The organism is Methylibium sp. (assembly GCF_035762065.1).
Lineage (GTDB): Bacteria > Pseudomonadota > Gammaproteobacteria > Burkholderiales > Burkholderiaceae_C > Methylibium.
Window position 1 is genome coordinate 23,655 of record NZ_DASTPW010000002.1, and the last position, 12,351, is coordinate 36,005.

General features: G+C 72.3%; 12 protein-coding genes. 8 read left to right on the plus strand and 4 right to left on the minus strand.

What is annotated here, in order from left to right; translation table 11 throughout:
- Nucleotides 1–48 precede the first annotated feature (48 nt).
- Nucleotides 49–1,650: a UbiD family decarboxylase domain-containing protein gene (locus VFR90_RS00305; protein ID WP_326403884.1), complete on the plus strand. Its 1,602-nt coding sequence runs from the start codon at nt 49–51 to the stop codon at nt 1,648–1,650.
- A 175-nt stretch (nt 1,651–1,825) separates the two neighbouring features.
- Here VFR90_RS00305 and VFR90_RS00310 read toward each other — a convergent pair whose 3' ends face one another.
- A complete protein-coding gene (locus tag VFR90_RS00310; protein WP_326403886.1) occupies nt 1,826–2,680 on the minus strand; it encodes a YdcF family protein in 855 nt (284 codons plus the stop codon).
- A 120-nt stretch (nt 2,681–2,800) separates the two neighbouring features.
- Here VFR90_RS00310 and msrA point away from each other — a divergent pair, with 120 nt between their 5' ends.
- The 3 genes from msrA (at nt 2,801) to VFR90_RS00325 (ending at nt 6,000) form a co-directional block, all read left to right on the plus strand.
- Nucleotides 2,801–3,358: a peptide-methionine (S)-S-oxide reductase MsrA gene (gene msrA, locus VFR90_RS00315; RefSeq protein ID WP_326403887.1), complete on the plus strand. Its 558-nt coding sequence runs from the start codon at nt 2,801–2,803 to the stop codon at nt 3,356–3,358.
- Between the two features lie 41 nt (nt 3,359–3,399).
- A complete protein-coding gene (locus tag VFR90_RS00320; protein WP_326403889.1) occupies nt 3,400–3,789 on the plus strand; it encodes a hypothetical protein in 390 nt (129 codons plus the stop codon).
- 108 nt (nt 3,790–3,897) lie between these two features.
- Nucleotides 3,898–6,000 carry a TonB-dependent receptor gene (locus VFR90_RS00325; RefSeq protein ID WP_326403891.1) on the plus strand — a complete coding sequence of 701 codons (2,103 nt, stop codon included), beginning with the start codon at nt 3,898–3,900 and terminating at the stop codon, nt 5,998–6,000.
- Here VFR90_RS00325 and pdxH read toward each other — a convergent pair.
- Nucleotides 5,997–6,653, minus strand: coding sequence for a pyridoxamine 5'-phosphate oxidase (gene pdxH / locus VFR90_RS00330; RefSeq protein ID WP_326403893.1), 657 nt, complete (start codon nt 6,651–6,653; stop codon nt 5,997–5,999). The genes VFR90_RS00325 and pdxH overlap by 4 nt on opposite strands.
- 180 nt (nt 6,654–6,833) lie before the next feature.
- Here pdxH and VFR90_RS00335 point away from each other — a divergent pair, with 180 nt between their 5' ends.
- The 3 genes from VFR90_RS00335 (at nt 6,834) to VFR90_RS00345 (ending at nt 10,361) form a co-directional block, all read left to right on the plus strand.
- Complete coding sequence (locus VFR90_RS00335) at nt 6,834–7,295, plus strand: (2Fe-2S)-binding protein (RefSeq protein ID WP_326403894.1); 462 nt, start codon at nt 6,834–6,836, stop codon at nt 7,293–7,295.
- Nucleotides 7,296–7,305: 10 nt separating this feature from the next.
- Nucleotides 7,306–9,522 carry a xanthine dehydrogenase family protein molybdopterin-binding subunit gene (locus VFR90_RS00340; RefSeq protein WP_326403895.1) on the plus strand — a complete coding sequence of 739 codons (2,217 nt, stop codon included), beginning with the start codon at nt 7,306–7,308 and terminating at the stop codon, nt 9,520–9,522.
- A 185-nt stretch (nt 9,523–9,707) separates the two neighbouring features.
- Nucleotides 9,708–10,361, plus strand: a complete 654-nt coding sequence (locus VFR90_RS00345; RefSeq protein ID WP_326403896.1) for a nucleotidyltransferase family protein — start codon at nt 9,708–9,710, stop codon at nt 10,359–10,361.
- Here the strand turns inward: VFR90_RS00345 and VFR90_RS00350 are convergent.
- Together VFR90_RS00350 and VFR90_RS00355 are read right to left on the minus strand one after the other, a co-directional pair.
- Nucleotides 10,358–11,008: a gamma-glutamylcyclotransferase gene (locus VFR90_RS00350; protein ID WP_326403897.1), complete on the minus strand. Its 651-nt coding sequence runs from the start codon at nt 11,006–11,008 to the stop codon at nt 10,358–10,360. The genes VFR90_RS00345 and VFR90_RS00350 overlap by 4 nt on opposite strands.
- A gap of 130 nt (nt 11,009–11,138) precedes the next feature.
- Entirely contained in the window at nt 11,139–11,732 is a 594-nt protein-coding gene (locus VFR90_RS00355) for a PaaI family thioesterase (RefSeq protein WP_326403898.1), read from the minus strand.
- Nucleotides 11,733–11,787: 55 nt separating this feature from the next.
- Here VFR90_RS00355 and VFR90_RS00360 point away from each other — a divergent pair, with 55 nt between their 5' ends.
- A complete protein-coding gene (locus VFR90_RS00360; protein WP_326403899.1) occupies nt 11,788–12,249 on the plus strand; it encodes a MarR family winged helix-turn-helix transcriptional regulator in 462 nt (153 codons plus the stop codon).
- The last annotated feature ends 102 nt before the right edge of the window (nt 12,250–12,351 follow it).

Below are 12,351 nucleotides of genomic sequence, written 5' to 3' on the forward strand. Positions count from 1 at the left end.
CTAATTACCGGTCAAGCTTAAGGCTGCCATGAGTTATAGCGCTAAGGCATGAAGTACGCCGACCTACGCGGGTTTCTGCAAGCCCTCGCCGAGCGCGGCGAATTGCGCCGCCTGCCCGATCCGGTGTCGGTGCGGCTTGAGGCGACGGCGCTCGCTGACCGGGTCCTGCGCGCCGGCGGCCCGGCTCTGCTTCTGGAACGACCGTTCGACGGCGCCACCTCTTACAAATTCTCGGCCTTGGTCAACCTGTTCGGAACGCCCGAGCGGGTCGCGCTGGGCATGGGCCGGGCCGACGTGGCCGAGCTGCGCGAGGTCGGCGAGATGCTGGCCCGGCTGAAGGAGCCCGAGCCGCCGGCCGGCATGAAGGACGCCGGCAAGCTGGCCGCGATGATCAAGGCGGTCTGGTCGATGAAGCCGGCGGTGCTGCGCTCCGGCCCTTGCCAGCAGGTCGTCTGGCAAGGCGACGACATCGATCTCGCCCGGCTGCCGGTACAGACCTGCTGGCCCGGCGACGCCGGCCCGCTGATCACCTGGGGGCTCGTCGTGACGCGCGGCCCGCAGAGCGTCGCGCGCCCGCGCAAGCGGCAGAACCTCGGCATCTACCGCCAGCAGGTGATTGGCCCGCGCCAAACGATCATGCGTTGGCTGGCCCACCGCGGCGGTGCCCTGGACTTCCGCGAGTTCGCGCAGGCGAATCCAGGCCGGCCGTTTCCGGTCGCGGTGGTGCTGGGGGCCGACCCAGCGACCATCCTCGGCGCCGTGACGCCGGTGCCCGACACCCTCGGCGAATACCAGTTCGCCGGCCTGCTTCGTGGCAGCCGCACCGAGCTGGTCGCCTGCGGCGTCGGCGAAGGCGAGCACCGCCTGCAGGTGCCGGCGACCGCGGAGTTCGTGTTGGAAGGCCACCTCGCGCCGGCGGCGAAAGGCTTCGTCGGCGAAAGCGAGTACGGCGTGAAGCTCTGCGAACGCGGCGGCTACCTGCATGCGCTCGAGGGCCCGTTCGGCGACCACACCGGCTACTACAACGAGCAGGACTGGTTCCCCGTGTTTGAGCTCGACCGCGTCACGCATCGCGAGAACGCGATCTACCACTCGACCTACACCGGCAAGCCGCCGGACGAGCCGGCGGTGCTCGGCGTCGCGCTCAACGAAGTGTTCGTGCCCATCCTCAAGCGGCAGTTCCCCGAGATCGCCGACTTCTACCTGCCGCCCGAGGGCTGCAGCTACCGCCTCGCGCTGATCAGCATCCGGAAGGCCTACCCCGGCCACGCCAAGCGGCTGATGTTCGGGCTCTGGAGCTTCCTGCGGCAGTTCATGTACACGAAGTTCATCGTGGTGACCGACGACGACATCGACATCCGCGACTGGAAGGAAGTGGTCTGGGCGATCACCACGCGGATGGATCCGGTGCGCGACACCACGCTTGTCGAGCACACGCCGATCGACTACCTCGACTTCGCGTCGCCGGTCTCCGGGCTGGGCGGCAAGATGGGGCTCGACGCGACGCACAAGTGGCCCGGCGAGACGACGCGCGAATGGGGCCGTGCGATCGTGATGGATGCGGCGGTCGAGCAGCGCGTCGATGCGCTGGTCGAGGACGTGCTGGGCCGTCGCGGCGGCGCTCGGCTGGGCGGCGCGCAGGAGCAATGACTTCGCGCCGGGCCATAGAAGCATTGCGTTGGCGCGAGCGGTCGACGCGGGTTTAAGCTGGCCGCGCCTGTCGAACAGGCACCTCATGGACGCAGTCTCTGCGCGCCAGGACCCCCGGGCCGAGACGCCCGGAGTTCCACCCGGTGGCCTTCGAGCCGCCTCACCCCTCCCACCGTCAAGGCCGGGAGGGGTTTGACCTTTCAGGGCTCGCCTCCTGCGGCTGCACGCCCGAGGCCAGGCGCACGAAGGCGAGGCCGAGCGCCTCGCGCAAGCCGCTGCGCATCGTCTCGAAGCCTTGGCTGCTCGGCAGCCACTCGAGCCACGGCGACTGCGCATCGCCGAAGCTGGGCACGGGCGCAGCGATGACCGTCAGCGCGCCGCCGCCCGCCCGCTCGAACAGCCTGCGCGCGCGCGGCAGATGAGAACCATGGCTGACCAGCAGCACGCGCTTGGCGCCGCGCTCGCGCAGCAGCGCGACCGACCGGGTGGCGTTCTCGGCGGTGTCGCGCGAATCGGCTTCGAGCCACGCGAGCGTGAAGCCGAAGTCGCGCTCGGCGCTGCGCCGGGCTGCCGCGGCCTCGCTGTCGGCGAGGCCGTCACGCTGCGCCCAGCCCTGGCCGCCGGAGAAGGCCAGCGGCCAGCCGCTGGCGCGCGCGAGCCGGATGCCGGCGCGCAGCCGCTCGAGCGAATGGCGGTTCAACTCGCCTCGGCCGGGCTCTTCCTGCGACGCGGTCATGCCGCCGCCCAGCACGAGGATCGTCGTGTGCGCCGCGTCGGCGTCCTGCTGCATCGCGGCGAGCGCGGCGCCGTCGAGCGGCGGGGGATCGAGCGCGAGCTGCCGATGCACCCAGCGCGCCGGCGCGGTGCAGCAGCCGAGCCAGACGAGCAGTACGCCCGCGACGATGGCCACCCACCCCGGCGCCGGGCGCCTGGGCAACGCACGTGCGCCGAGCACGATGAGCAGCAGCCACGGCACCGGCGGCAGCAGCAAGGCGGTGACGATCGGCTTGAGCGCTTCGAGGCCTTGCATCGGATGGGATCGCCGCTGTAAGCCGGGCTCGCGTGGCCCCGACAACAACCCTGCGCGGCACCTGCCGCGCGGCGCGCGGATGATGCATCGCGCTGCGACCCACCGAGAAAGGAGCTTGCGATGACGACCGCGAACACGAATGCCGACACCGAGGTGGCGACCCTCGGCGGCGGCTGCTTCTGGTGCACCGAGGCGGTGTTCCTCGACGTGAAGGGCGTCGTCGCGGTCGAGTCCGGCTACAGCAACGGCCATGCGACGAAGCCCAGCTACGAACAGGTCTGCCGCGGCGACACCGGCCATGCGGAGGTGATCCGCGTGCGCTTCGATCCCAAGGTGATCGGCTACCGGGAGCTGCTCGAGATCTTCTTCGTCGTGCACGACCCGACGACGCCGAACCGCCAGGGCAACGACGTCGGCACGCAGTACCGCTCGGGCATCTACACGCACAACGAGGAGCAGGCACGCATCGCGCGCGAGGTGATCGCCGAATTGCAGGCCAGCGGTGCCGTGCGCGGCACGATCGTCACCGAGGTCCGGCCCGAAGCGAACTACTGGCCGGCCGAGGCCTACCACCAGAACTACTTCGCCCAGCACCCGGGCCAGGGCTACTGCGCCTTCGTCGTCGCACCGAAGCTCGAGAAGTTCCGGCACACCTTCGGCCAGTACCGCAAGGCCTGACCCCGTCTGGCGGGGCTTGACGGCTCGTCGATACTCGATCGATGCGTCCCCCGACCTGCCGCCCGCACCGCGCCGTACTCGGCGGCTGGGCGGCCGCCGCGCTGGTCGTGCTGCTGCTGGCGGCGCAATCGCTGGGCCTCGCGCACCGCGCGGTGCACGGGCCGGCGGTCGCGGCGGAGCACCGGCTGGCCGAAGGCCGCGAGCTCGCAGGCGAAGCCGGCCACGCCGCGGCCGCGTTCGGCCACGACGGCGCGCAGGCCGAGCAATGCCGGCTGTTCGACCAGCTCACCCTGGCCGACTCCCTGCTCGTCGCCACGCTCGGGCTGCCGGCCGACGCGCCACGGCCTGCGCCCGTCGCCGCGCCGCGCCGCGGGCAGGCGCGCAGCGCCGACCCGCTCTACCTCGCACGCGGCCCGCCCCGGGCGGCCTGACGATCCGCGGCCCCCGCCGCGTTCCAGCGCCTCGACGCCGGCCCCGGGCCGACCTCGACGCGCACCCGTCAGTCTTTTTCGGAGCCCGCGGCAACCGCGGGTCTGCGCATGCCTTCTGCTTCCTTCCTCGCCCCGCGCGCCGCGCGCCGCGGGTTTCGCTTCGCGCTGCTGCCGCTGGCCGGCGCAGCCTCGATCGCTCTCGCGCAATCGCCGTCGCCGACGCTGCCGCCGGTGATCGTCACCGGCAACCCGCTCGCGAGCGACGGTCTCGCGACGCCGTCGAGCGTCCTCGCCGGCGACGGCCTGGTGCTACGCCGCGGCAGCAGCTTGGGCGACAGCCTGAACGGCCTGCCCGGCATGTCGTCGAGCTGGTTCGGCCCCAACGCCAACCGGCCGGTCATCCGCGGCCAGGACGGGGACCGCATCCGCGTGCTGAACAACGCCGGCGCGACGCTCGACGCCTCGGCCCTCAGCTTCGACCACGCGGTGCCGCTCGATCCGCTGGTCGTGCAGCGCATCGAGGTGCTGCGCGGCCCGGCCGCGCTGCTCTACGGCGGCTCCGCGATCGGCGGCGTCGTCAACGCGATCGACAACCGCATCCCGATCGCGCCGCTCGACGGCGTGGACGGCGCCGTCGAATGGCGCGGTGGCGGCGCGGCGCGCGAGCGCGCGGCCAGCGGCCTCGTCGAGGCCGGCGCGAAGCCGACGAACGCCAGTGGCGGCGGCTTCGTGCTCCACGCCGACGCCTTTCGGCGCAAGACCGACGACCTGCGCGTGCCCGGTTTCGATCGCCCGGTGGAAGGCGGCGGCAGTGAGCGCCGCGACCGCATCGTCAACTCGGCCAGCGAGGCGAAGGGTGGCGCACTCGGCGGCTCGCTGGTCTGGGACCACGGCTACCTCGGCCTCGCGGCCGACACCTACCGCAACGACTACGGCATCGTCGCCGAGGAGGACGTGCAGATCCGCATGAAGCGCGACAAGCTTGCGCTCGCCGGCGAAGTGCGCGATCTCGCCGGCCCCTTCGTCGCCGTGCGCGGCCGCTTGCAGAGCACCGACTACCGGCACGAGGAAATCGAGGGCAGCGGCGACGTCGGCACCACGTTCAAGAACAAGGGCGCGGACGGCCGCTTCGAGCTGGAACACCGGCCGATCGCGTTCGGCGGCCGGCCCCTGAAGGGCGTGCTCGGCCTGCAGGGGGAGAACGCGCGCTTCGAGGCGCTCGGCGAGGAGGCGTTCGTGCCGACCACCCGCACCCGTCAGCTGGCCGCCTTCGTCCACGAGGAGCTTGCCTTCGAAGGCGCGTCGAGGCTGAGCTTCGGCGGCCGCGTCGAGCGCACGCGCGTCGCCTCCGACGGCGATGCGGACGGTGCCGATCCGCGCTTCGGCGCGCCGCGGCAGCGGCGCTTCACCGGCGCAAGCGTCGCGCTCGGCGGCGTCTTGGATCTCGCCGGCTCGCTCGGCAGCGGCTGGCGCGCGACCGGCAACCTTGCGCGCACCGAGCGCGCGCCGACGAACTACGAGCTGTTCGCCAACGGCGTGCACGTCGCGACGGCCGCCTTCGAGCGCGGCGACGCCAACCTCGGCGAGGAGCGCGGCGACCACGCCGAGGCCGCGCTCGAATGGCGCGCCGGCCCGAGCCATCTGCGCGTCGGCGGCTTCGCGAGCCGCTACTCGAACTACATCGCGCTGCTGCGCACCGGGGAGCCGGAGTTCGTCGGCGACGAGGGCGAGGCCTTTCCGATCCACGCCTTCCAGGCGGTGAAGGCGCGGCTCGTGGGTGCGGAGATCGAAGGGGGCTGGCGCGCGATCGACGGCGGTGAAGGGCAGGGCGCGCTGGACCTCGACGGCACGCTCGACCTGCTGCGCGCCACCAACCGCAGCACCGGCGAGCCGCTGCCGCGGATCGCGCCGTTGCGCTTGAAGGCCGGCGCGACCTACTCGCTCGACGGCTGGATGCTGCGCGCCGAGGTCGTGCGTGCCGAGCGCCAGAAGCGCGTGCCGTCCGACGACGTGCCGACCGACGGCTACACGCTGCTGAACTTCGCTGCGAGCAAGCGGCTGGTGGTGGCGGGGACGGACGCGCTCGTCTACCTGAAGCTCGACAACGCGACCGACGAGCTCGCCTTCAACGCCGCGTCGATCTCGACGGTGCGCGGCCTCGCGCCGCTGCCGGGCCGCAGCCTGAGCGCCGGTTTGCGGGTGAGCTTCTAGGGCGCGAGCCGCTCGCGCAGCCAGTGGCCGTCGGGCTGCGCGGTGTAGCGCAGCCGGTCGTGCAGCCGGCTGCGCCGGCCCTGCCAGAACTCCCAGCGATCGGGCACGAGCCGGTAGCCGCCCCAGTGCGGCGGGCGCGGCGGCTCGCTCGCGAAACGGGCCTGCGCCTCGGCGGTCAGCTCTTCCAGCACCTGCCGGGAGGCGATCACGCGGCTTTGCGGCGAGGCCCAGGCGCCGATGCGCGAGGCGAGCGGCCGGCTCGCGTGGTAGCGGTCCGCTTCGTCGGGGTCGGACTTCTCGACGCGGCCTTCGATGCGCACCTGCCTTTCCATCGCGACCCAATGGAACTGCAGCGCGGCCCAGGGATGCGCCTCCAGCTCGCGGCCCTTGCGGCTTTCGTAGTTCGTGTACCAGACCAGCCCCCGCGCATCGAGGCCCTTGACCAGCACGACGCGCGTCGAAGGCCGGCCGTCGGCGCCGACGGTCGCCAGCGTCATCGCGTTCGGCTCGAGCACCTGCGCGCTGCGCGCTTCGTCGAACCAGCGCTGGAACTGCTGCATCGGATCCGCGGCGGCATCGGCTTCGTCGAGGGCGCCGAGCTCATAGCTCTTGCGCAGGTCGGCAAGCGGAGGCGGGGAGGGGGTGGCAGTCATGCGGGGCAGTCTAGGCGCGGTGCGCGCGCGGGCCGCGAAGATGCTGCCGGGCTCGTCGGCGAGACCTTGGCACACTTCTCCCTCGCCCGCGCTCGGAATTGCCGTGACAGCCGCGGACGCCCGCCGCCGCGGCGCACAGTCCGCGCCTTCGCGCTCGCAGCAGTGCAGTAGGAGAGACGCATGACGACCCGCTTCAACCTCAACGGCAAGCCGGTTGCCGTCGATGTCGATCCCGCGACGCCGCTGCTTTGGACGCTGCGCGACGAGATCGGCATGACCGGCACCAAGTTCGGCTGCGGCGTCGCGGCCTGTGGTGCCTGCACCGTGCACGTCGACGGTGCGCCGACGCGCTCCTGCGTGATGCCGGTCTCGGCGGTGGCCGGCAAGAAGGTCACGACCATCGAGGCGATCGAAGGCGATCGCGTCGGCCGCGCGGTGCAGGCGGCGTGGGTCAAGCACGACGTCGCGCAATGCGGCTACTGCCAGAGCGGCCAGATCATGAGCGCGACCGGCCTGCTCAAGAGCAAGAAGAAGCCGAGCGATGCCGACATCGACGCCGCCATGGCCGGCAACGTCTGCCGTTGCGGCACCTACCAACGCATCCGCGCGGCGATCCATGACGCCGCGAAGACGCTCGCCTGAGGAGGCCGGGATGGAACACGCCGTCATCGCCAAGCGCCTCGCGGGCGCATCGAACGCTTCGTCCGCCGCTGCGCTGGAGCGTCGCGACTTCCTGCGCCTCGCGGCGCTCGCCGGCGGCGGGCTCGCCGTGTATGCCAGCGGGCTCGACGCGCAAGCGGCCGAAGGCGCGAAGCCGAGCGCGCCCCCGCCGGCCGACCCGTCGCCGTTCGTGCGCATCCTTCCCGACAACACCGTCGAGATCCGCGTCAACCGGCTCGATTTCGGACAGGGCGCGCTGACCGCGCTGCCGATGCTCGTGGCCGAGGAACTCGACGTCGACTGGAAGCAGGTGCGCTCGACGCTCGCGCCGGCCGGCGACCCCTACAAGGACCCGGTCTTCGGCATCCAGATGACCGGCGGCTCGAGCGCGGTGCCGAACTCCTGGCAGCAGCACCGCGAGATCGGCGCGGCGACGCGGCAGATGCTGGTCGCCGCCGCGGCCGAGCAGTGGAAGGTGGCGCCGGCCGAGTGCAAGACGGCCGCCGGCTTCGTCAGCCACGGCGGCAGGAAGGCCAGCTATGCATCGCTTGCGGAAGCCGCCGCGAAGCAGCCGGTGCCCAAGAAGGTGACGTTGAAGGCGCCGGCCGACTACAGGCTGATCGGCAAGGGACAGGGCCGCATCGATGCGGTCGCGACCGCGAAGGGCCAGAAGCGCTACGGCATCGACATGCGCCTGCCCAACCAGAAGGTCGCGCTGCTGATGCGCGCACCGACCTTCGGCGGCCAGGTCGCGAGCTTCGATGCGAGCGCTGCGAAGGCGATCAAGGGCGTGGCCGACGTGATCGAAGTGCCGACCGACCGTGGCGGCCGCGGCCTGGCGATCATCGCCAGCGGCTACTGGCCGGCGAAGCAGGCGCGCGACGCGCTGAAGGTGCAATGGACGGCCGGCGGCACCACCTCGAGCGATGCGCTGCTGGCCAGCTACCGCGACGAGGCAAGGCAGCCGAAGATGACCGCGCTGCGCGGCGACGTCGCGGCGCTCTCGGGCGCGGCGAAGAAGATCAGCGCCGACTACGAGTTCCCCTTCCTCGCCCACGCGCCGATGGAGCCGCTGAACGCGACCTTCGAGGTAAAGAAGGACCGCGCCACCGTCTGGGCCGGCTCGCAGTTCCAGACGATCGACCAGCTCGCGGTGGCCGAGACGCTGGGCCTCAAGCCCGAGCAGGTGACGCTCAACACGCTGCCCGCCGGCGGGGGCTTCGGCCGGCGCGCGGTGCCCACCTCGGACTACCTGCGCGAAGCCGCGGCGATCGCCAAGGCCTGGGCGCAGAAGGAGCCGGGCGTGCCGATCAAGGTGATGTGGAGCCGCGAGGACGACATCAAGGGCGGCTACTACCGGCCGATGCATGTGCACCGCGTGGAGATCGGGCTCGACGAGAAGGGCAAGGTGCTCGCGTGGGACCACGCGATCGTCGGCCAGTCGATCCTCAAGGGCACGCCCTTCGAGTCCTTCCTGGTGAAGGACGGCATCGACGGCACGATGACCGAGGGCGTCGTCGAGAACCACTACGGCATGCCGATGCGCCTGCGCGTCAGCCACCCCGAGGCGCCGGTGCCGGTGCTGTGGTGGCGCTCGGTCGGCCACACCCACACCGGCTTCGTGATGGAGACGCTGGCCGACGAGGTGGCGCGCGCCGCGGGCGAGGACCCGGTCGCCTGGCGGCTCGCGCGGCTGGATCCTGCCAAGCACGGCCGCCACATCGCGGCGCTGAAGCTTGCGGTCGACCGGTCCGGTTACGGCAAGCCCTTGCCCACGGGTCACGCCTGGGGCGTCGCGGTGCACGAGTCGTTCGGCTCGGTGGTCGCCTACGTCGTCGACGTGTCGATGGCTGAAGGGCGGCCGAAGGTGCACGCGGTCACGGCCGGCGTGCACGCGAACCAGGTCGTCAACCCGACCGGCGCCGAGGCGCAGATCCAGGGCGGCGCGGTGTTCGGCATCGGCATGACGCAGCCAGGCTTCGCGATCACGCTGAAGGACGGCGTCGTCGAGCAGTCGCAGTTCACCGACTACCCGCCGGTGCGCATCGGCGACGCGCCGAAGGTCGCGGTGCACTTCGTGCCCAGCACCGCGGCGCCCACCGGCCTGGGCGAGCCGGGCGTGCCACCGATCGCGCCGGCGATCGCCAACGCGGTCGCGGCGCTCACCGGCAAGCGGCTGCGCAAGCTGCCCTTCGACGACGTGGCCTGAGGGAAATCCTCCTGTCGTGTGACGCCCGCGGCTTCGAGCCTCGGACCGTCACGCGATGGAGCGTGCACAAGCGCACCTTCTTCAGGGCTGGGCCCTAGGTACAGCACCGAGTTTCGATCACGCGCCGCTCGCGGTCTGATGGGGTCTGCGCCGTCAGGGAGGCGCGGCCCGAGAAGGAGCGCGGCGTGGTCGTGAAGGGTGCGGTTCGGAAGGTGGACGAGGCGGCGGCGGTCGTCGTGGTGCTGGCCGCAGGCCGCGGCACGCGCTTCGCAGCAGCCGCCGGCGACGATGCGACCCACAAGCTCGCGCAACCGCTGGGCGGCGGCAGCACGGTGATCGGCCGCACGCTCACCGTGGTGCTGCAAAGCCGGCTGCCGCTGGTGGTCGTCACCGCCCCGGCGCTGCTCGCCGAAGTCACGCGCACGGTGGCGGCGCGCGACGTGGCGCCGCTGCCGTCGCAGGGCTCGTCGCCCGAAGGCATGGGCACGTCGATCGCGATCGGCGTCGCAGCCCGGCCGCATGCGAGCGGCTGGCTGATCCTGCCCGGCGACATGCCCGCGCTGCGGCCGGAGAGCCTGCGCCTGGTGGCGGCCGAACTGGCCGGGCATCCGGTCGCGTACGCGCAGCACCGCGGCCGGCGCGGTCACCCGGTCGGCTTCGCGGCGGAGCTGTATTCGGAGCTGGTGCAGCTCAGCGGCGACGAAGGCGCGCGGCGCCTGGTCGCGCGTTACCCGGCGCACGGCGTGGAACTCGACGACGAGGGCGTGCTGATCGACATCGACACGCCGGCCGATCTGCGCCGCTTCGCCGGCGGCGAGGCGCAGGCCGTACCGCGTTAGCGCACCAGCCCGTGTGCGCGGGCGAGCGCGAGCTGGCGCTCGACCGTCGCGTCGCGGATGCCGTGCTTGCGCAGGCAGCAGCCGGTCTCGACCAGGTAGTCCAGCGTGCTGCCGAACTTGCCGCGCGCGTGGCGCAGGATGCCCAGCAAGCTCGCGTCGTCGAGCTCGCCGGTGTAGCTGGGGCTGCTGCGGCTCAAGGTGAAGGCGAGCGCGCGCACCGGGCCCTGCGCGGTCTGGCAGGGCAGCCACTTGGGGTCGTAGACGCCGGTGGGCATCTCGCGGTCCCAGAGGCGCTGCATCTCGGCTTCGACGCGGGCGCGCTCGATGCGGTAGACCATGCCGGCGCAGGAGCCGCCGGCGACCAGCGCGAACACGAGCCCCGGCACCTGCGGCGTGCCGCGGTTGATGCGCGAACGCATCTGCAAGGCGCGATGGTGGCCGTGCACGCGCGCGCGGCGCTGCTCGGCCGCGGCGAACTCGGGGCGCCAGATCAGCGAGGCGTAGCCGAACACCCAGAAGTCGCCGCCGGGATGGTGGCGCTGCCAGTCGTCGAGCGTCTTTCGCAGCAGCGGGCGCGGGTCGCGCAGCGGCTCGACGCCGCAGGCCGGCGCGTCGTCGACCGCGGCCGGTGAAGCGTCGAAATCCATGCCTTGCTGCATGGCTCGAAGGGTGAAGTCCGGCCCGCGCCGCGTCAAGCGGCCGGGGGCGTCACGGTCCGCGGAACTGTGGGGTGGAAACGGTGCTTGTCGTGCGCGCGCGTCGAGGGCGAGAAGCGCGTCACGCCGCAGGGCCGCCCGGCCCGCCGCGCGCGCCGGGCACTTCGAGGATGAAGCAGGTGGTCGAGGCATGGGCATACAAGGTCCCGTCGTGCCCGACCAGCCGACCGTCGGCGGTGCCCATGCTGCGGCCGAGGTGGATCAGCCGGCCCTCGGCGCGCACCAACGGGGTCTTGTCGGTCAGCGCGCGCACGAGGTTGATCTTCAGTTCGACGGTGGTGTAGGCCCTGCCCGCCGGCAGCGCGGCGTGGATCGCGCAGGCGACGCAGGAGTCCAGCAGCGTCGCGTACCAGCCGCCGTGCACGGTGCCCATCGGGTTGTAGTGGCGCTGCTGCGGCCGGCCCTGGAAGATCGCTACGCCGGGCTCGATGTGCACCGGCAGGAAGTCGAGCGTCTCGCCGATCGGCGCGAACGGCAGCTCGCCGCGGAACATCGCCTCGAACAGCTCGATGCCCGACAGGTGCGCCACTTCGTGCGGGCGCCGGAAGCCGGCTTGCTGCCCCTTGCTGAGCATCTGTGCGCGCACGCGCGCCTCGTCGGCCTGCCAGCGCTCGAGCTGGGCCTGCGCTTCGGTGTCGTTCAGTCGTCGGTTCATCGCGGGTCCCCGGATGGATGGATGTAGCTGCAAGTATTGCACCTACAATCTTCCGATGGCGATCGACTCCGCGACAGCGCCCTCGCCGCAGGGCTGCACCAACCTCAAGCTGCGCCAGCTCAGCCGCGCGGTGACGCGGCACTACGACGGCTACGTCGGCGCCACCGGCCTGAAGAACACGCAGTACTCGCTGCTTTCGCACGTGGTGAAGCTCGGCCCGATCCAGCCTTCGGCGCTGGCCCAGCGCATGCGGCTCGACCCTTCGACCCTCACCCGCAACCTGCAGCCGCTGCTCGCGGCCGGCTGGGTCGAGCTCGGCCCGGGGGACGACGCGCGCAGCCGCCTGGTCGAAGCCACCGCCGCGGGCCGTGCGCTGCGGGCCGAGGCGCAGCGCGCGTGGAAGCAGGCGCAGCTCGCGCTGAACGCACGGCTCGGCGCCGAACGGGTCGCGGCGCTGCACGCGCTGCTCGACGACTGCCTGCACCGCATCGACACCACCGGGCCCGGCGATGCCTGAGCCCGCCGCGGCCTCGCGTGCCCGGGTGCCGGCGACCGGCCTCGTGCTGCTGGCCGCCGCCGGCTGCTTCGCGCTGACGATGGGCGTGCGGCAGTCGATGGG